The following is a 19,960-nucleotide window of genomic DNA, read 5'->3' as shown; positions in this document are numbered from 1 at the left end:
TGATGTTGGTCAAAACACTTGTCATCCTGCTGGCCCTGATCGGGTTGGCCGTGCCTATCGCCGCCTCGCTGGGATGGCTTGGACTGATCCTGCAATTCACCGATAGCCCGATGCCGCTGCACCGCGCGATCTCGGACATGGCGTGGCAGACATCGACGGACTTCCTGCTGGTGGCGATCCCGATGTTCGTGATGATGGGCGAAATCCTGCTGCGCGCCGGCATCACGGAACGCATGTATGACGGTATCGTCAAATGGCTGGGCTGGCTGCCGGGCGGGCTGATGCACTCCAATATCGGGTCCTCGGCGCTGTTCGCGGCCACTTCCGGTTCCTCCGTGGCGACCGCTGCGACCATCGGCACCGTGGCTGTGCCGCAGATCAAGAAGCGTGGTTACAACGAAAGCCTGTTTCTGGGTACCGTCGCCGCTGGCGGGACACTGGGCATCCTGATCCCCCCGTCGATCAACCTGATCCTCTACGGGTTGCTCACCAACACATCCGTTCCCGAGCTGTACCTCGCGGGCTTTCTGCCCGGCTTTCTGCTGGCGCTGCTCTTCATGGCCACGGTCGTTATTGCCTGCATGATCAAACCAGAATGGGGCGGCGATCAGCTGCGCCATACTTGGGCCGAGCGCCTGCGCGCCCTACCATCCCTGATCCCGCCGCTTGGCATCTTCGTGGTGGTTGTCGGCTCCATCTATGCGGGGCTTGCCACGCCTACCGAGGCCGCCGCCTTGGGCGTCGTGGCGTCCATGGGGCTGGCTGCGCTGAACGGCAAAATGTCCATCGACATGATGCGTCAGGCCATCGAGGGCACCATGCGCACCACAGCGATGATCATGCTGATTATCATCGCCGCCGTCTTCCTGAACTTCGTGCTGTCGATCATCGGTCTGACCCAGGCGCTGACCGATTTCGTCACCGGGCTGGGTTGGACGCCGATGCAAACCATGCTGATGATTGTCGCGGTGCTGGTGCTGATCGGCTGTTTCATGGAAACGTTGTCGATGCTGCTGACCATGGCGCCGCTGATCACCCCCATCGTGGTGGCGCTGGGCTTTGACCCCGTCTGGTTCGGCATCTTGCTGATGGTGCTGCTGGAAACCGCGCTGATCACCCCGCCCATTGGCATCAACCTCTACGTGGTGCAGGGCATCCGAAAAGGCGGGCCGATGATCGACGTTATCAAAGGCGCGCTGCCTTTCGTCGTCACCATGTTTGTAATGCTGGGGCTACTTTTGTTCTTCCCTAATCTGGCGCTCTGGTTGCCGTCACTGGTCTACTAAAGCCGCCACCTCATCATCTTGATTTTTACTGCTCGCGCGCCAGCAAACGAAGGAGCTATGCCATGTGGCAATTTTGGGTCGACCGCGGAGGCACATTCACCGACATCGTCGCCAAAACACCGAAGGGCGGGTTGAAGACGCACAAACTGCTGTCCGAAAATCCGGAAGTTTATCCTGACGCTGCCGTGCACGGCATCCGCGAAATGCTGGGGCTTGGCGAGGCTGACCCGATCCCTGATGGTCAAATCACGGCCGTCAAAATGGGCACCACCGTCGCCACAAATGCGCTGCTGGAACGCAAGGGCGAGCGCACGTTGCTATTGATCACAAAAGGTATGCGCGACCTGTTGCGCATCGGCTTTCAGAACCGCCCCCGCCTGTTTGATCTCAATATCGAATTGCCAGAGCTGCTCTATGACGACGTCATCGAAGTCGAAGAACGCCTCTCTGCTACGGGCGAGGTTATTTGCCCGCTCGACACACGTGCAACGCGTACCGCCCTGTCGGAGGCCTATGGCAAGGGTTATCGATCCGTCGCTGTCGCGCTGATGCACAGCTATCGCTTTCCTGCGCATGAGCAAACCATAGGGGACATGGCGCGGCAATCGGGTTTTGATCAGGTTTCCCTCAGCCATGAGGCCAGCCCGCTGATCAAGCTGGTCTCGCGCGGCGACACGGCCGTCGTCGACGCCTACCTTTCCCCCATTTTGCGGCGCTATGTCAGCCAGGTGGCCAGTGCGCTCGGCACCGGTAAAGGCGGCTGCGAACGGCTGATGTTCATGCGTTCCAATGGCGGGCTGACGGACGCCGCCTTGTTTGAGGGGCGTGACGCTATCCTGTCAGGCCCCGCCGGCGGCGTTGTTGGCATGGTCAGCACTGCGACGGAACACGGCTTCGACAAGCTCATCGGTTTTGATATGGGCGGCACTTCCACCGATGTGTGCCATTACGCAGGCGAATTTGAACGCAGTTTTGAGACCGAGGTTGCGGGCGTTCGGATGCGCGCGCCGATGATGTCGATCCACACGGTTGCGGCGGGCGGCGGGTCGATTCTGTCTTACCGTGACGGGCGTATGCAGGTTGGCCCCGAAAGCGCCGGCGCCAATCCCGGCCCCGCCGCATACCGGCGTGGCGGCCCTTTGACTGTCACCGACTGCAACGTGCTGCTGGGTAAGCTGCAGCCTGATCTGTTCCCACCTGTCTTTGGCCCGAACGCAGATCAACCGCTGGACGTGGACGCGGTCCGCGCAAAGTTCGAGGCTATGGCAAAAGAGATCGGAGGCGGCCTCAGCATTGAGGAAATTGCCCAAGGCTTCCTGCGCATAGCTGTCGAAAACATGGCAAACGCCATTAAGAAAATCAGCGTGCAGCGCGGCTATGACGTGACCAAATACACCATGAACTGTTTCGGCGGCGCGGGTGGGCAGCATGCCTGTCTGGTGGCTGATGCATTGGGAATGGAAAGTATCTTTATCCACCCCTTTGCCGGCGTGCTTTCGGCTTTTGGAATGGGGCTCGCGGACGTGCGCGCCATGCGCGAGCATCAGTTTGGCAAGCCAATCACCGAGGTTGTAGAGGCCCGCGCTGTGCTGGATCAGCTTGGCCAAGACGCCTCCGCCGAGGTCAGCGGTCAGGGCATTTCTGCCACCAATATCAAGCTGGTGCAGACGGCCCATATCCGCCCAAGCGGGGCGCAGCAAACGCTTGAAATCCCCTTCGGCTCTGAGGAGGACATGACCCATGCCTTCGCCGCCGCCCATCAGCAGCGGTTCGGCTTCGTTCCGACCGATGCGGCACTCGTGATCGAAGTCCTCTCGTCCGAGGCCATCGGGGCCACAGGCGAGGCAGTGCAATTGCCGGATGCCGCCGCCGCGCCTTCAGCGCGCCAAACCACCAAAATGTGGTCGGATGGCATGCAGCACGACGCGCCCATTGTGGACCGCATGACCTTGCGCAAAGGTGACATTATCCAAGGCCCCGCCATCCTGACCGAACCCACGGGCACCAACATTCTTGAACAGGGCTGGCAAGCGGAATGCGTTTCTGGATGCTGCCTGGTCCTGACCCGTACCACGCCGCTCGCCCGTCAGGAGGCCATCGGTACCGAGGTCGACCCGGTCATGCTGGAGGTCTTCAACAACCTGTTCATGTCGATCGCGGAACAGATGGGTGCGACCCTGGCCAACACCGCTAATTCCGTCAATATCAAGGAACGCTACGACTTCTCCTGTGCGATCTTCGACGGGGCGGGCGATTTGGTGGCCAATGCCCCGCATGTGCCGGTGCATCTGGGTTCCATGTCGGAAAGCGTGCGAACCATTTTGGCGCAGAACGCCGGGAAGATTAGGCCCGGTGACGTTTTCATGATGAACAACCCGTTCAACGGGGGGACCCACCTTCCCGATGTCACGGTCATCACGCCGGTATTTGACGAGGCAAGCTCGGACATACTCTACACCGTTGCCAGCCGGGGGCATCATGCCGACATTGGCGGCAAAACTCCGGGCTCAGCGCCCCCTGACAGCCGATCCATCGAAGAAGAGGGCGTGCTGATTGACAATTTCCTACTGGTCGAACAGGGCAAACTTAGAGACCACGAAACCCGCGCGCTACTCGCTTCCGGCCGCTACCCTTGCCGCAACATAGATCAAAACATGGCGGACCTTTCGGCGCAGATTGCCGCCAATGCGACGGGGCAATTGGAGCTTCAGAAAATCACGTCCCAATTCGGCGCTGAGACCGTGCATGCTTACATGAAGCATGTGCAGGCGAACGCCGAGGAAAGTGTGCGGCGGGTGCTTGATGTCTTGCGAGACAGTGCATTCACCTACTCGCTGGACAGCGGCGACCAGATTCAGGTGAAGATCACGGTGGACAAAACCACCCGCGAGGCGAAGATAGATTTCACCGGAACGTCATCCCAAAACGCATTGAACTACAATGCTCCACTCGCGATTTGTCGAGCCGTGGTTTTGTATGTCTTCCGCACTTTGGTGGGCAGCGATATCCCGATGAACGAAGGCTGCCTGAAGCCGTTGAACCTTGTGGTTCCCGAGGGGAGCATGATCAACCCACGCAGCCCTGCCGCTGTGATCTCTGGAAATACCGAGGTCAGTCAGGCCATTGCAGACACGCTTTTTGGCGCGCTCGGGGTCATCGCCGGCAGTCAGGGCACGATGAACAACTTTGTCTATGGAAACGAAACCTACCAAAACTACGAAACCATTTGTGGTGGTACGGGGGCAGGCGACGGGTTTGACGGAACCAGCGCGGTGCATAGCCACATGACCAACACCCGCATGACCGACCCGGAGGTCCTGGAATCGCGTTTCCCGGTGCGGTTGGACGAGTTTTCGATCCGCCGGGGCTCTGGTGGATCAGGGAAATTCCAAGGTGGTGACGGTATCACGCGGCGGTTGCGGTTCCTGGAAGAAATGACTGTCACCGTGCTTTCCTCTCATCGCAAAGTCCCGCCGTTTGGGGCCGCCGGCGGCGGGCACGGGAAGACAGGTGAAAACAGCGTCATGCGTGCAGATGGCCGCGTAGAAATCCTTGGGGGAAACGCCGAGGCGTGGCTCAACGTGGACGATGTGTTTGTCTTAAAGACCCCGGGTGGAGGAGGTTACGGAAAGGCCTGAGGCCGCGGAATGTGCCGTCAGTAAGATCTTGGCAGGCCAAGAACATGTTCAGACAGATAGCTAAGGATGAGGTTGGTTGAGATTGGGGCGACCTGATACAGCCGCGTTTCGCGGAACTTGCGCTCTACGTCAAATTCTTCGGCAAAGCCAAAACCGCCATGGGTTTGTACTGCGGCATTCGCTGCTTCGTTCGAGGCCTCTGCCGCAAGCAATTTGGCCATGTTCGCCTCTGCCCCCGGGTTTTCGCCCGCCTCGTAAATCCGAAGTGCCTCGCGAACCATCAGCTCCGCGGCGCGCATGTTTGCATAGGCCTTGGCAATCGGAAATTGCACGCCTTGGTTCTGGCCAATCGCGCGTCCGAACACCTTGCGGTCGCTGGCATAGGCCACGGCCTTTTCGATGAACCATTTGGCATCGCCGATGCATTCCGCCGCGATAAGGATACGTTCAGCGTTCATTCCCGACAGGATGTAGCGGAAGCCTTTGCCCTCTTCCCCGACCAAATTGGTGGCGGGGACGCGCAGATTGTCAAAGAACACTTCGGTGGTGGCATGGTTCATCATTGTGCGGATGGGGCGGATGGTCAGGCCATTGCCTTTGGCGTCGCGCATATCGACCAGCAGCACCGACAAGCCGTCCGTCTTTTTCATGCTTCCGCTCAGGGGAGTTGTGCGGGCAAGCAGGATCATCAGGTCCGAATGCTCGGCGCGGCTGGTCCAGATCTTCTGGCCGTTCACCACATAGGCGTCGCCGTCCAGCTTCGCTGTGGTCATCAGCGCGCCGGTGTCGGTGCCCGAAGTGGGTTCCGTCACTCCGAAGGCTTGAAGCCGCAACGACCCATTCGCGATACTCGGCAAATACTGCCGCTTTTGGTCCTCTGATCCATGCCGCAGCAGCGTACCCATTGTGTACATCTGCGCGTGGCAAGCCCCGGCATTTCCGCCAGCCTTGTGTATTTCTTCCAGGACTGCTGCCCCGGCGGACAGGGGCAGCCCCGCGCCGCCATACTCTTCCGGGACGAGTGCTGCCAACCAACCTGCTTTGGTCAAGGCATCGACGAACTCGGTCGGGTAGGCCATTTCGCGATCCAGAAGTCGCCAATATTCGCCCGGGTAGTCAGAACAAAGCTTTGCAACGGCGGCGCGAATATCGTCGTAGGTTTCTACAGGCATGCAATCCCTCCCGGGTGGATATGATGGTGTTGCTAGGAAGACCGTACCGCCGACACAAGGAGAAGTCTTTTTGATTTGCAGCGCCGTTGACACGGCGGGCAATTTGCGGGACCGACTGATGTTGCAGAGCGTGTATATCACGGTTTTCTGGGCATACTGGCGGGCACAATGGACGCATCATTCAAACCCATAGCAGATCACGCCGTGTTGGTGACATTTGCCGAGCAAGTCGATGAGGCAGCACATGCCGCGGTCATTGCGTTGGATAGATCGTTGGCAAATGACCCCCCGGAAGGCATGGACGAAACCGTGCCTGCACTGGTCAACCTGTTAGTGACATTTGATGTCGCAAAGACAGATCACGCGGCAATAGAGCACGCCGTGCGTCAGCACTTAACTGCCCTGTCTCCGATAGCCCAAACCGGGAATGAACGCGTTGTCGAGATCTGCTATGAGGCCCCCTTTGGCCCTGACCTTGACGCCGTTGCCGCGGCGACCGGGCTTTCACCCGATGCCGTGATCGCCGCCCATCTTTCTGGCGACTACCGTGCGCTGATGTACGGGTTCTCGCCCGGCTACGCCTATCTTGCGGGGGTTCCCGAAGGCATCCGCGTGCCACGAAAGCCAATGGCGGTGCGCGATGTCGCGGCTGGCAGCGTGGTTATTGCGGGATCACAGTGCATTGTGACCACGCTGACGATGCCGACAGGCTGGTCGATCCTGGGGCGGTCTCCTACGCAAATTTTTACCGGGGACCCCCAACACCCGTTCCTCTTTGATGTCGGCGACGGCGTTGTGTTCAAGCGTATTGACGTCGCGACCTTCGAGCGGCTGAGCAAAGAGCGTGCACATGGCTGAGGCGGCCTTCAATGTCAGTTTTGCCGGTCCGCTTGTCACCGTTCAAGATGGTGGAAGGCCCGGCAACATGCGATACGGGGTGCCGCGTTCAGGGCCCATGGACAGGCTCGCCTTTGATGCAGCCCATGCCGCGCTGGGCAATGCACCGGGACAAACAGCGCTGGAGATATCGCTGGGTGGCCTCATCTTGCAGTGCACCGCCGGGACGGTGACGGTGGCTATCACCGGGGGTGACTTTGTGGTCGATCATGCGGGGCAGATGCTGTCTTCCTGGACCGTAATAACAGTCCATCAAGGCGAGCGGCTGGCAGTTCGCGCAGGTCGCGCCGGGAGCTGGGCCTATCTGGCCTTTGCCGGAAACGTGCAGGCCAATGCATGGATGGGCAGCGACGCGACCCATTCCACGTCTGGCTTTGGAGGGGGCGCCGTTGCATCCGGCCAACTCATCGAGGTTTTGGACGCTTCGATCCGGGAAGGCCGGCATGGCGACATTCGCCGGCCGGGCTTTCGAACCGACGGCCCCATTCGGGCTGTCATTGGTCCCCAAGATCAGCATTTTGATCCGGTTTCTCTGGACCGATTTACAAACGAAACCTTCGAGGTGACAGATGCTTATGACAGAATGGGAATGCGGCTGGCAGGACCAGAGCTACCGCTGAAGAATGCCCTGTCCATCCCGTCCGAACCCATCCTGCGCGGCTCGGTGCAGGTGGCGGGGGACGGCGTTCCGACGGTGCTGCTGGCAGACCATCAAACCACCGGCGGATACCCCAAGATAGCAACGGTGATTTCGTGTGACACTGACAGGTTGGCGCAGTTCAGAGCGGGCGAAAAGCTGCGCTTTGACGCGATCTCCAGCGCACAGGCTTTGGCTGATGTCAGGGACTTTCTGGTTCACCGGCAAGAGTATCTTGAGAACCTCGGCGTGGTGCGGGGCACGTTGGAACAACGGCTGATGCGAGAGAATCTGATCCATGGCTGTATTTATGACTGACCGCCTATCTGCATGATGGCTGGCAAATTCGTGGCTGCACTGAGGCCTGCCCCAGGAACAAGACAACCAAAAAGCGCCATTCCGGCTTAGCACATAGGGGTTTTCGGGGAATATTTGGTGCCCAGGAGAGGACTCGAACCTCCACGTCCATACGGACACTAGCACCTGAAGCTAGCGCGTCTACCATTCCGCCACCTGGGCAGGTGTCGTGAGCGCGGTGATTAAGGTGGGTCGCTGCCTCTGTCAACGTGATTCCGCTCCGATTTGTCGCTGAAATCAAACTTGTCTGCACCGGGACGGGTCGCTAAACCCGTAGCTAGCCAATTCAATGAGGTTTCTTCATGTCCAAGCTCGCAACTGTGTACGGCGGATCAGGTTTTGTCGGCCGCTATATTGTGCGCCGTCTGGCCAAAGAGGGCTGGCGCGTCCGCGTCGCCGTGCGCCGCCCAAATGAAGCGATCTTTGTGAAGCCCTACGGCGTCGTCGGCCAGGTTGAGCCGGTGTTTTGCAATATCCGCGATGACGCCTCTGTGCGGTTGGTGATGGAGGGGGCTGACGCCGTGATCAACTGCGTTGGAACTTTCGCCAAGGGCGGCAAAAACAATTTTGACGCGGTTCAGGACGAAGGCGCGGAACGTATCGCGCGCATCGCCTCAGAGCTTGCAGTGGATCAGTTGGTGCATCTGTCGGCGATCGGCGCCGATGTGGACAGCGAAACGTTGTACGGTCAATCGAAAGGTCGGGGTGAAGCCGGTGTGCTTCGTCATTTTGCGGATGCTATGATCCTGCGGCCATCCGTTGTTTTTGGGCCGGAAGACGAATTCTTCAACCGTTTCGCTTCGATGTCGCGCTTCGGTCCGGTGCTGCCTGTTATCGGCGCGGACACGAAGTTTCAGCCCGTCTATGTAGATGACGTGGCGCAGGCGGCCATGGCGGGTGTAAACGGCACCTCCGGCACGTTTGAGTTAGGTGGCCCCGACGTGAACACGTTCCGTGACTTGATGAACGAAATGCTGCAGGTCATCCGCCGGCGCCGTTTGGTGCTGAATGTGCCGTTCTTTGTGGGCGGCATCATGGGGTGGTCATTCGATCTGCTCAGCACATTGACCGGCGGTTTGATCAAAGGTCCGGTGACGCGCGATCAGGTCACCAGCCTGAAATCGGACGTGGTGGTCGGCGATAGCGCCAAAGGATTGGCGGATCTCGGGGTCACGCCGACTTCGATGGAGGCCGTGTTGCCGTCTTACCTGTGGCGGTTCCGTCCGTCAGGCCAGTATGACGCCATCAAGGAATCGGCGAAGAACCTGCGGGTGGACTAGCTGTACGCGTAGCCCAACAGGGCGATTCCAAGGAAAATCCGATAAATCACATAGGGCGTGAAGCTCACGGATTTCAGCAGCCGCATCATCAGCGACAGCGCGAAGAGCGCGGCGATGAATGACAGAACCGCGGCAATCGCCGCGTCCTTCGCCAAGGCCAAATTGGCATCTCCGACGACCTCGTACCCCAGCAACAATCCGGAAGCCAAGATGGTCGGGATCGACATCAGCATTGCAAGCTTTGCCGCGTCTTCACGCGCGTAGCCCAGGGATCGCGCCCCTGAGATCGTGGCTCCGGACCGGGACGTGCCGGGTATCAACGCAAGGGCTTGCCAAACACCCATCGTCACCGCGTCCTTAATCGACCATTGAGGCGCGGTCTTGGTGACCTCTCCCTTTTGGTCGGTCCAGTAGAGGACAATCCCAAAGATCAGCATCGTCCAACCGATAAGCGCAACGGATCGCAAATGAGCGTCGAACCCCGTCACTTTGAGGACCAGCCCAAATAGCAGAACTGGGATCGTTGAAACGATCAGCAGCAGGGCAAGCCAAGCGCCTTGGGTATCGACCTTTCCACGGATCAGCCGGGGCAATCCGTTTGCTGCAACGCCTACGTCAGCCCGAAAATACAGCATCACCGCAAAGAGCGTTCCGACATGCACGGCTATGTCGATCATCTGGCCCTGATCATCCATTCCCGTCAGAGCGGGCAACAGAATCAGGTGCCCGGAGGAGCTGACCGGCAGGAATTCCGTAATCCCCTGAATCAAAGCAACCAATATGAGGTGAAAGAGCGACATTTCGCGTGCGAACCTTTGAAGAGTGGCCGCCAACCTAGAGGACTGGAATCAAAAGGAAAGAACCTATTTAGGTCCGATTTGATACCTAAAAATTACTTCCAAGGTGAAATTTTCCTTACTTTGACGCAATAAATCGTCATATAGGTCAGCATAACTTACTTTTATTCCAATATTGTCCGAAGTAGTGAAAACCTTCGGAAATGGGAGTGTACCATGGCGAAAGAGCCAATGCTAAAATTCGTGTCGGTAGAACGGGACATGCCGGAGAAGCGGCCACCTAACCTACGGGCAAATGATTTCCAGGAAATTTACGCTGAGTACGCTGAGGCAAAAGCAGAAGAGCAGTCCAGCCGATGCAGCCAGTGCGGCGTGCCCTATTGCCAGTCGCATTGCCCGCTGCACAACAACATTCCCGATTGGCTTCGGTTGACCGCGCAGGGCCGCTTGCAAGAGGCTTATGAGGTCAGCCAGGCGACGAACACATTCCCCGAAATCTGCGGCCGCATTTGTCCGCAGGACCGGCTGTGCGAAGGCAATTGCGTGATCGAGCAGTCCGGCCACGGCACGGTCACAATTGGCTCGGTCGAGAAATACATCACCGACACCGCGTGGGAAAACGGCTGGGTGAAACCGGCCGTCCCGTCGATGGAGCGCAAGGAAAGCGTCGGCATCATTGGCGCAGGTCCCGGTGGCTTGGCGGCGGCTGACCGGCTGCGCCGCCAAGGCGTGCAGGTGACGGTTTATGACCGTTATGATCGCGCGGGCGGACTGCTGACTTACGGCATTCCCGGCTTCAAGCTGGAGAAAGATGTTGTGATGAAACGCATCGACCAGCTGGCACAAAGTGGCGTCACCTTTAAGCAGAATTGTAACGTCGGCGAGGACATCTCCTTTGCTGATTTGCAGAAAGCGCATGACGCTATTCTCATTGCCACCGGCGTGTATAAATCGCGCGACCTGTCGGGGCCCGGAGCGGGTGCCAAAGGCATCGTTCGGGCGATTGATTTTCTGACCGCCAGCAACCGCAAAAGCTTTGGCGACGCGGTGCCTGAATTTGATTCAGGTGAGCTGAATGCCGAAGGCAAACGCGTCGTCGTCATCGGTGGCGGCGACACCGCGATGGATTGTGTGCGCACCGCCATCAGGCAGGGCGCGACGTCGGTCAAATGCCTCTATCGCAGGGACCGCGCCAACATGCCCGGCTCGCAACGCGAAGTGGCAAACGCCGAGGAAGAAGGTGTAGAATTTGTGTGGCTGACCGCGCCCAAAGGCTACACGGGCGATGCGGTCGAAGGCGTGATGGTGAGCAAGATGCGCCTTGGCGCGCCGGACGCCACAGGGCGCCAAGCCCCTGAAATCATTGATGGTGCTGACTATGTCGAAGATGCGGACCTGGTCATCAAGGCCCTTGGGTTCGAGCCCGAGGACATCCCGACATTGTGGGATGTGCCAGAGCTTGCGGTAACCCGTTGGGGCACGGTCAAGGCAGACTTCCAGACGCATGAAACCAGCCTGCCGGGCGTTTATGCGTGTGGTGACATTCAGCGCGGCGCCAGCCTTGTTGTCTGGGCCATTCGCGATGGGCGTGAAGCGGCAGATGCGATGTTGACCCAATTCAACGCGGCATCTGCAGTGGCGGCCGAGTGAGTGAACGCCGCGCCTCTTTCAGGCCAGCTGGACTTTCAGCTGATGCATCAGGACGACCGGCTGCGCGTAGAAGTGGCGCCGGGCCGGTCGGGGCGACTGATGGTCAGCTTCACGAGCGTCGGGACGGAGCGCGACCAGTGGCCGCCGAAGGAGTTCGTCAAGCAAGCCTCGCAGGACGGGCGCAACCATCTGATCTGCATCACCGACAAAAGCCGCTGCTGGATGAACCACACCGGCATGGACCAGACCATTCTGCGTCTTGTGGCGGACTATGTCGCCCAGCACGAGGTACGGAACATCATGACGCTGGGCGTGTCGATGGGCGCGTTCAACGCGCTCGTCTTCGGGCGGCTGATGCCGGTGCAGCGGGTGATCGCCTTCGCGCCGCAATTCTCAGTACATCCCGACATTGTGCCGGAGGAGACCCGGTGGACCTTCTTCCGCAATCAGATTACCGACTGGCGATACCGGGCACTGGACAAGCTGCCCAAACGGCCTGCCAAGATCTATATGTTCCACGGCGACAGCCGGGACGAGCAGCATCATTGGCGGCAATTCCCCACAGCTCCGAATCTCAGGCATTACATTTTTGCAGGCCGGGACCACAACTTCGTGCGGCAACTGAAATCCGAGAACCTGCTGCCGAAAATCATGATCTCGGCAATCCGGGACGACGCGCAGCGGATGGACGAAATCGTCCGCTCAGCCTCAGGGATGGAGCGCGCCGATTACGACCATTTCGAAGGGGCAGTGCGCCACTTCGCCGAACGCTGAAAGGTGGCGAAACCGGCAGGACTGAACGGGCAATAGCGGCGTACACACCCTGTACACACTCCGTACACACCCTGTACCGACACGCGCCACACGCTTGAAAAACGAATGGTCAGCCCTGCTGACCGAACCGAGACAGAGACTAAACGCCGGGTTAACGCCCGGACCCGATGAGGAGAAGTGACCATGACCAAGTTTGACGAAAGCTGGGTGGCTCAGGAAGAAACGAAACGCGACTGGATGGCGGAAAACAGCCTCTATCGCAATGAGGACGAACACGCGTCTTGCGGCGTTGGTCTGGTCGTTTCGATTGACGGCAAGAAGTCTCGGAAAGTGGTTGAGAACGGGATCAACGCGTTGAAGGCCGTCTGGCACCGCGGCGCGGTTGACGCGGATGGCAAGACCGGCGATGGCGCGGGTATCCACGTTCAAATCCCCGTACCGTTTTTCTACGACCAAATTGAACGCACCGGCCATCGGCCAAATAAGGAAGAGATGATCGCTGTCGGGCAGGTGTTCCTGCCCCGCACCGACTTTGGCGCACAAGAAGCGTGCCGGACGATTGTCGAAACCGAAGTGCTGCGCATGGGGTACCGGATTTACGGATGGCGGCACGTGCCCGTAAACGTGGGCTGCCTGGGGGAGAAGGCGAACGCGACCCGCCCCGAAATTGAACAAATCCTGATTTCCAATTCCAAAGGGGCAGAGGAAGAAGAGTTCGAGCGGGAGCTCTATGTCATCCGGCGCCGCATCGAAAAAGCTGCCGCGACGATGAAGGACCTCTACATTTGTTCGTTGTCCTGCAGGTCGATCATTTACAAAGGCATGATGCTGGCCGAACAGGTGGCGGATTTTTATCCCGATTTGATGGATGAACGGTTCGAAAGCGCGTTCGCGATTTACCACCAGCGCTATTCGACCAACACCTTCCCGCAATGGTGGCTGGCGCAGCCATTCCGCATGCTGGCCCATAACGGCGAGATCAACACGCTGAAGGGCAACCTGAACTGGATGAAGAGCCACGAGATCCGCATGGCCTCTGGCGCGTTCGGGGACATGGCCGACGATATCAAACCCATCGTCGCCGCCGGTTCTTCGGATTCCGCTGCATTAGACTCTGTTTTCGAGGTCCTTGTGCGGGCAGGGCGCAGCGCGCCGATGGCCAAAACCATGCTGGTGCCGGAAGCCTGGTCACAGCAGGCGGTCGAGATGCCGAAGAAGTGGCAGGACATGTATTCTTACTGCAACTCCGTCATGGAGCCGTGGGACGGCCCCGCCGCATTGGCGATGACGGATGGCCGTTGGGTTGTGGCTGGTTTGGACCGCAACGGCCTGCGCCCGATGCGCTACGTCGTGACCGGTGACGGGCTGATGATCGCGGGGTCGGAGGCCGGGATGGTGCCGACCGACGAGGCGACCGTTCGAGAGAAAGGCGCACTTGGCCCGGGCCAGATGATCGGCGTTCATATGGGCAAGGGCCAGCTGTTCCATGACGAAGAGCTGAAGGACAAAATGTCCGCCGCCCTGCCATTTGGCGAATGGGTGTCGAAAATCACCCATCTGGATGACGTGACGCTTGATGTGCAGGAACAGGCTCTGTTTTCGGGTGCCGAGCTGCGCAAACGACAGATCGCCGCCGGATATTCCATTGAGGAATTGGAGCAGATTTTGGCCCCGATGGCCGAGGACGGCAAAGAGACGTTGGCGTCGATGGGTGACGACACACCAAGCGCGGTCTTGTCCAAAAAGTACCGCCCCTTGAGCCATTTCTTCCGCCAGAATTTCAGTCAGGTCACCAACCCGCCGATTGACAGCTTGCGCGAGTACCGCGTGATGAGCCTCAAGACCCGGTTTGGCAATCTTAAGAACGTGCTGGATGAGGATTCGAGCCAGACCGAGATTTTGGTTTTGGACAGCCCCTTTGTAGGCAACGCGCAATTCCAGAAATTGGTGGAGCAATTCAACGCGGACATGGTCAGCATTGATTGTACCTTTCCCGTGGATGGGGGATCTCTGCGCGAGGCGTTGAACCGCATTCGCAACGAGGCAGAAGATGCGGTTCGGTCGGGCGCGGGGCATATTGTCCTTACTGATCAGGATCAGGGCAGCGAAAAAGTTGGCATGCCTATGATCCTTGCAACCTCGGCGGTCCATGCCTGGTTGACGGCGAAGGGTCTCAGGACCTTCACCTCGTTGAATGTCCGGTCGGCCGAATGCGTTGACCCGCACTACTTTGCGGTTCTGATCGGCTGCGGGGCGACCACCGTGAACGCGTATCTGGCAGAAGATTCGCTGGCGGATCGCATTGATCGCGGTTTGTTAGACACTAATTTGACCGAGGCCGTGGCCCGCTACCGCAATGCGATCGACCAAGGCCTGCTGAAGATCATGGCGAAGATGGGGATATCGGTGATCTCGTCGTATCGCGGCGGTTTGAACTTCGAGGCGGTCGGGCTTTCGCGCGCGATGGTCAACGAATTCTTCCCCGGCATGCAGTCCCGGATTTCCGGCATCGGCGTCAGCGGCATTCAGACCAAGGTAGAAGAAGTGCATCGGTTGGGCTGGCAAGGTGGCCAAGACGTGCTGCCCATTGGCGGTTTCTACAAAGCGCGCCGGTCGGGCGAAAAACACGCGTGGGAAGCGCAGACCATGCATATGCTGCAGGCGGCTTGTGCGCGGGCCAGCTATGACATGTGGAAGCAGTATTCGCAGACCATGAAGTCGAACCCGCCCATTCATTTGCGCGACCTGTTGGACATCAAACCGATGGGCGAGCCCATTTCGATTGAGGAGGTGGAATCGATCACCTCGATCCGGAAACGGTTTGTCACGCCGGGGATGTCTTTGGGTGCACTAAGCCCGGAGGCGCATAAGACCCTAAACGTCGCGATGAACCGGATTGGGGCGAAGTCGGATTCTGGCGAGGGCGGGGAAGACCCCGCGCATTTCGTGCCGGAGCCGAATGGCGACAATCCGTCGGCGAAGATCAAACAGGTGGCCTCTGGCCGCTTTGGGGTCACCGCCGAGTATCTGAACCATTGCGAAGAGCTTGAGATCAAAGTCGCCCAAGGTGCCAAGCCCGGTGAGGGCGGGCAGCTGCCCGGCATGAAGGTCACCGACCTGATTGCGCGGCTGCGGCATTCGACCAAGGGGGTGACGCTGATTTCGCCCCCGCCGCATCACGACATCTATTCGATCGAGGATCTGGCGCAGCTGATCTACGACCTCAAGCAGATCAACCCGCGCTGTAAGGTGACCGTGAAGCTGGTTGCGGCCTCGGGCGTTGGCACGATTGCGGCTGGTGTTGCAAAGGCGAAGGCCGATGTGATCCTGATTTCGGGGCACAATGGCGGGACCGGGGCGTCGCCTGCGACGTCGATCAAATACGCGGGTCTGCCATGGGAAATGGGTCTGACCGAGGCGCATCAGGTCTTGGCGATGAACAACCTGCGCGAACGGATTACGTTGCGGACCGATGGTGGTTTGCGCACCGGGCGTGACATTGTCATGGCCGCGATGATGGGGGCCGAGGAATACGGCATCGGCACCGCCGCGCTGATCGCGATGGGCTGCATCATGGTGCGTCAGTGCCAGTCGAACACCTGCCCGGTGGGCGTGTGTACGCAGGACGAAGACCTGCGGGAGAAGTTCACCGGCAACGCTGACAAGGTGGTAAACCTGATCACATTCTACGCGCAGGAAGTGCGGGAAATCCTGGCGTCCATCGGCGCGACGTCACTTGATGACGTCATTGGGCGGGCCGACTTGCTGACGCAGGTGTCGCGTGGTTCGGCGCATCTGGATGATCTTGATCTGAACCCGTTGCTGATCACCGTCGATGGCGCGCATGAGATCGAGTATGACCGCAACAAGCCGCGCAACGCGGTGCCGGACACGCTGGATGCTGAAATCGTCAAGGACGCCCAACCCTTCCTGAAGGAAGGCGAGAAGATGCAGCTGTCTTATGCGGTGCAGAACACTCTGCGCACGATAGGCACCCGCGTCTCCAGCCACATTGTCGAGCGGTTTGGCATGCGCAACACGCTGCAGCACGATCACCTGACGATCAAATTGACCGGATCGGCCGGGCAGGCCTTGGGGGCATTCGCCGCGCCGGGGCTGAAGCTGGAAGTGTTTGGCGACGCCAATGACTACGTGGGCAAAGGTCTGTCGGGCGGGCGCATCGTTGTGCGGCCTGCGCAGGAAAGCCCGTTGGTGGCTGCTGACAACACGATCATCGGCAATACCGTGCTGTACGGCGCGACGGCGGGGCATCTGTTTGCTGCTGGTCGGGCCGGTGAGCGGTTCGCCGTTCGCAACTCCGGCGCCTCGGTGGTGATTGAGGGATGCGGGACCAACGGGTGTGAATACATGACGGGTGGTGTTGCGGTGATCCTGGGCTCAATCGGGGCCAACTTCGGGGCGGGCATGACGGGCGGTATGGCCTATCTGTACGACGCTGAGGGCCAAGCCGCCGACCTGATCAATATGGAAACCTTGGTGACCTGCCCGGTGACGGTCGATCACTGGCACGACCAACTGAAAGGCCTGATCGAGGAACACCTGGCGGAGACAGGAAGCGTGAAAGCTGGTCAGATTTTGCAGGATTGGGATCTGGAGAAATCCAAGTTCGTGCAGATTTGCCCAATTGAAATGCTGAAACACATTCCTGCCCCGCTGGGGATCGAGGATGAGGCTATTCCGGCCGAATAGGTGCGGGCCCCGCATAGCGGGGAATTCCCAGGCTACCGAAAAACAAATGAGCGCCGCGTTGAAAAACGCGGCGTTTTTTTGGTGCGGCCGCCTTTGGATGGTTGGAGCGCACCAGTTCTTTGAACGAAACCTGACGTAACGGATTGATGTGGATCATCCCGATGGTTACTCATTGTTCAGAGGTAAATGAGGCAGTTTTGAAATTTCTTAAGTTTTTCATGGCATTTCTCGCCATGGCGGGCCTTTGCGGCCCGGCGCTTTCACAAAACGTATCAGACCACGCCACCAGCGGGCCGCCTGCCGCTTGGGTGATCGTCAATGAAGTCCCCAGCGCGCCTTTCGACCTGGCTGACGAGACCAATGTGCAATACCTGCTGGTGGATCAGCAACGGCGGGTGTCGTCGACCAGCAGCGCGTATTACCGCCATTACGCCGACAGGTTGCCGAGCGCGCGTGCTGTCGAGAACAACTCTACCATCACCATCAACCTGGACCCGGCCTATCAAAGCGTGGTGCTGCACCGTGTTCAAATTCGCCGAGACGGCGAGGTCATCGACCTGCTGGACCTGTCGGCGTTTGACATTTATCGCGAAGAAACGGACCGCGAAAAGCTGATCTATAACGGACGTTTGCAGATGGCCTTTGTGGTGCCGGGTGTTCGGGTGGGTGACGTGCTGGAATACGCGTATACCGTGAACGGCCGGAACCCGGCGATAGGTCCGCACTTCTTTGGCGGCTTCCGGCACCAATATGGTGTGCCGGTGCAAAAGCTGTACCAACGTTATTCGCACCCGGAAGGCACCGACGTGTCTGTGAAGACCTATCACAGCCCGGTTCCGCCGGTGACGTCCAGCGTTGACGGATATGCAATCCACACATGGGATCTGAACAACGTTGAAGGCAAAGAAACAGACTCTAATCTGCCTGAAGGCTACGAGCGATATTCCCTGACCGAGTATTCCAGCTTCGCTGACTGGGCTGAGGTGGGCGCTTACTTCCACCCGTTCTACGATGCGGGCCAGTTCCAGACCGACAAGGTGTTGGCGGTGGCGGCGGAGATCAGGGCGTCCACCGCCGACCGATCCGAACAGCTGCGCGCGGCGTTGGATTATGTCCAACAAGAGGTGCGCTATCTGGGGATCGAACTGGGGCCGGGCGGCTATATTCCACGCGATCCCGATCTGGTGCTGGACCGTCGCTTTGGCGACTGCAAGGACATGGTGGTGCTGCTGACGGCCATTTTGAAGGCCCTGAATATTGAGGCTTACCCGCTATTGGTGGATTTCGATTACCGCGAGCAGGTTGCTGAGCAAATCCCCTCCTATGCGGCGTTTGACCATGTGGTGGCGTTGGCGAAGCTGAATGGCAAATCCTATTTCCTTGACCCGACGCGTGGCCCGCAATTGGGCGACCTGCAGAACCTGCAACAGGCCGATTTTGGCAGAGGTGTGGTGATTGCGGCTGACGGGCCAGGAATGATCAAGGCGATCGCGCCAACGACAGGTTGGCAGAAGGACATCGTCGACAAATACGATTTGACCGACCCGGAGGTCGCGACTTTCACCACCACGAATGTCTTCCGCACGGAAGCTGCCGACCGCATGTTGTCGCGGCGCGACCGCAACGGGTTGCGGGAAATAGATGACGGGTATTTCAAATTCTATCAGCGTAGCTATCCAAGCATAGAACGCGATGGGCCGCTGGCCCTGGAGGTTGATCAGGATGCCGGCACGGTGACGGTCACCGCGTCGTACCGCATTCCCGACTATTGGCAGCTTGACGAAGACAGCGGGGAGGAAACGTTTGACTTTACCGCTGACGAAATTGGATCTGCCACCCCGACGATCGAACGTTCTGAGCGTAGCGGGCCCTACGCTTTGGCATACCCTACAGCGATCCGGCAAAAGCTGGTGCTGATCACCGAAGACGATTTTGGATATGGTAAGACCTCTGATCTGCAGACCGTTCCCGGGCTAGCCTTCAGAAACAGTCTCTTCCTCAATGGCGGCCGGTATGAACATGAATTCACCTACCGCGTCACCCGAAGCCAGATCGCCGCCGTGGATGTACCACAGCACATGCAACTGGTGGAAACCGTGGATGAAGAGATTTGGCGCAGCTACACCCGCCCGGCCGCCGCAATTTGGGGCACAACAGCGGAAGAGGCCCCGCTTTTTCTTTTTGCGCTGGCGATCCTGGGGTCTTTGCTGGTCGCGACCTTGCATCGCAATAAGGATGCCGACGACCGGAAACACCAGCTGCTATACCCCGTAGGGACCTTCAAGTTCGTGGTGTTGTCCTTGGTCAGCCTTGGGCTGTATCAGGCCTATTGGGTGTACAAGAACTGGGTCTGGATACGGGACGTGAAGGGCGAACGCATCTGGCCATTCTGGCGCGCGGTCTTCATGAACTTCACCAATTTCAGCTTGTTCCCCCGGATCGTGAAAGAAGCGCCCGCCGCGTCCTTCCCGTTGCCCGTGTTGGCCCCAATCTACGCGATCATATATATGATCTTCAGCGTCGCCGACTATTCTGCTGATACGCCGGGCATCGGGACTGAATTCACCAGCTGGTTTGGTTTCGCCGCCATTTTGATCTTTGTCCCGATGTCGCGAGAGGTGTTGCGCAAGAATGCTGCCAACGGAAAATACGTGACGCGCAACTCGGCGTTTGGCTGGCCTGCCATTGCGTTGTTGGTGATGTGCCTGCCCATGTTCGTGACGCAGGTGGTGGCCCTGGCAAGTTTCCTACCGTGACGCGGG

At 58.9% G+C, this 19,960-nt stretch carries 11 protein-coding genes and 1 tRNA gene; 9 read left to right on the top strand and 3 right to left on the bottom strand.

The features are described from left to right. The first annotated feature begins 2 nt into the window (after positions 1-2). Complete coding sequence (locus tag Q0899_RS13330; RefSeq protein WP_299193369.1) at positions 3-1,286, top strand: TRAP transporter large permease; 1,284 nt, start codon at positions 3-5, stop codon at positions 1,284-1,286. Between the two features lie 62 nt (positions 1,287-1,348). After that, on the top strand, positions 1,349-4,924 hold the full coding sequence (locus Q0899_RS13325) for a hydantoinase B/oxoprolinase family protein (protein ID WP_299193368.1): 3,576 nt from the start codon (positions 1,349-1,351) through the stop codon (positions 4,922-4,924). Positions 4,925-4,941: 17 nt separating this feature from the next. Here Q0899_RS13325 and Q0899_RS13320 read toward each other — a convergent pair whose 3' ends face one another. After that, a complete protein-coding gene (locus tag Q0899_RS13320; RefSeq protein ID WP_298294729.1) occupies positions 4,942-6,096 on the bottom strand; it encodes an acyl-CoA dehydrogenase family protein in 1,155 nt (384 codons plus the stop codon). 168 nt (positions 6,097-6,264) lie between these two features. Between Q0899_RS13320 and Q0899_RS13315 the strand changes: the two genes are divergently transcribed. Together Q0899_RS13315 and Q0899_RS13310 are read left to right on the top strand one after the other, a co-directional pair. Further along, positions 6,265-6,954: an allophanate hydrolase subunit 1 gene (locus Q0899_RS13315; protein WP_299193367.1), complete on the top strand. Its 690-nt coding sequence runs from the start codon at positions 6,265-6,267 to the stop codon at positions 6,952-6,954. Next, positions 6,947-7,948, top strand: a complete 1,002-nt coding sequence (locus Q0899_RS13310) for a biotin-dependent carboxyltransferase family protein (protein WP_299193365.1) — start codon at positions 6,947-6,949, stop codon at positions 7,946-7,948. The genes Q0899_RS13315 and Q0899_RS13310 overlap by 8 nt, the downstream gene beginning before the upstream one ends. Before the next feature lie 115 nt (positions 7,949-8,063). Here Q0899_RS13310 and Q0899_RS13305 read toward each other — a convergent pair. After that, positions 8,064-8,149: transfer RNA gene (locus Q0899_RS13305), tRNA-Leu, on the bottom strand. 140 nt (positions 8,150-8,289) lie between these two features. Here Q0899_RS13305 and Q0899_RS13300 point away from each other — a divergent pair. Further along, positions 8,290-9,267 carry a complex I NDUFA9 subunit family protein gene (locus tag Q0899_RS13300; protein ID WP_299193363.1) on the top strand — a complete coding sequence of 326 codons (978 nt, stop codon included), beginning with the start codon at positions 8,290-8,292 and terminating at the stop codon, positions 9,265-9,267. On the opposite strand, the gene Q0899_RS13295 is transcribed toward Q0899_RS13300, so the two are convergent. Next, positions 9,264-10,067, bottom strand: coding sequence for an undecaprenyl-diphosphate phosphatase (locus Q0899_RS13295; RefSeq protein WP_299193361.1), 804 nt, complete (start codon positions 10,065-10,067; stop codon positions 9,264-9,266). The two genes, Q0899_RS13300 and Q0899_RS13295, sit on opposite strands and share 4 nt — an antisense overlap. Before the next feature lie 213 nt (positions 10,068-10,280). Between Q0899_RS13295 and Q0899_RS13290 the strand changes: the two genes are divergently transcribed. The 4 genes from Q0899_RS13290 to Q0899_RS13275 all read left to right on the top strand — a co-directional run bounded on the left by Q0899_RS13290 (position 10,281) and on the right by Q0899_RS13275 (position 19,954). Beyond that, the gene (locus tag Q0899_RS13290; protein ID WP_299193359.1) at positions 10,281-11,714 is read left to right on the top strand and encodes an NAD(P)-dependent oxidoreductase; all 1,434 of its coding nucleotides are present in this window, start codon (positions 10,281-10,283) and stop codon (positions 11,712-11,714) included. Then, positions 11,715-12,488: a hypothetical protein gene (locus Q0899_RS13285; protein ID WP_299193357.1), complete on the top strand. Its 774-nt coding sequence runs from the start codon at positions 11,715-11,717 to the stop codon at positions 12,486-12,488. Between the two features lie 183 nt (positions 12,489-12,671). After that, positions 12,672-17,198: a glutamate synthase large subunit gene (gltB, locus tag Q0899_RS13280; RefSeq protein WP_299193355.1), complete on the top strand. Its 4,527-nt coding sequence runs from the start codon at positions 12,672-12,674 to the stop codon at positions 17,196-17,198. Between the two features lie 197 nt (positions 17,199-17,395). Further along, positions 17,396-19,954, top strand: a complete 2,559-nt coding sequence (locus tag Q0899_RS13275) for a DUF3857 domain-containing protein (RefSeq protein ID WP_299193353.1) — start codon at positions 17,396-17,398, stop codon at positions 19,952-19,954. Positions 19,955-19,960 lie beyond the last annotated feature (6 nt).

Source organism: uncultured Litoreibacter sp. (genome assembly GCF_947501785.1).
Lineage (GTDB): Bacteria > Pseudomonadota > Alphaproteobacteria > Rhodobacterales > Rhodobacteraceae > Litoreibacter.
This window is presented reverse-complemented; position numbering and strand designations above follow the sequence as displayed.

What these genes read in the sequence shown, in the direction of transcription:
- Q0899_RS13330 (WP_299193369.1), top strand. Translation starts at nt 3, where the DNA reads ATGTTGGTCAAAACACTTGTCATCCTGCTGGCCCTGATCGGGTTGGCC.
- Q0899_RS13325 (WP_299193368.1), top strand. Translation starts at nt 1,349, where the DNA reads ATGTGGCAATTTTGGGTCGACCGCGGAGGCACATTCACCGACATCGTC.
- Q0899_RS13320 (WP_298294729.1), bottom strand. Translation starts at nt 6,096, where the DNA reads ATGCCTGTAGAAACCTACGACGATATTCGCGCCGCCGTTGCAAAGCTT.
- Q0899_RS13315 (WP_299193367.1), top strand. Translation starts at nt 6,265, where the DNA reads ATGGACGCATCATTCAAACCCATAGCAGATCACGCCGTGTTGGTGACA.
- Q0899_RS13310 (WP_299193365.1), top strand. Translation starts at nt 6,947, where the DNA reads ATGGCTGAGGCGGCCTTCAATGTCAGTTTTGCCGGTCCGCTTGTCACC.
- Q0899_RS13300 (WP_299193363.1), top strand. Translation starts at nt 8,290, where the DNA reads ATGTCCAAGCTCGCAACTGTGTACGGCGGATCAGGTTTTGTCGGCCGC.
- Q0899_RS13295 (WP_299193361.1), bottom strand. Translation starts at nt 10,067, where the DNA reads ATGTCGCTCTTTCACCTCATATTGGTTGCTTTGATTCAGGGGATTACG.
- Q0899_RS13290 (WP_299193359.1), top strand. Translation starts at nt 10,281, where the DNA reads ATGGCGAAAGAGCCAATGCTAAAATTCGTGTCGGTAGAACGGGACATG.
- gltB (WP_299193355.1), top strand. Translation starts at nt 12,672, where the DNA reads ATGACCAAGTTTGACGAAAGCTGGGTGGCTCAGGAAGAAACGAAACGC.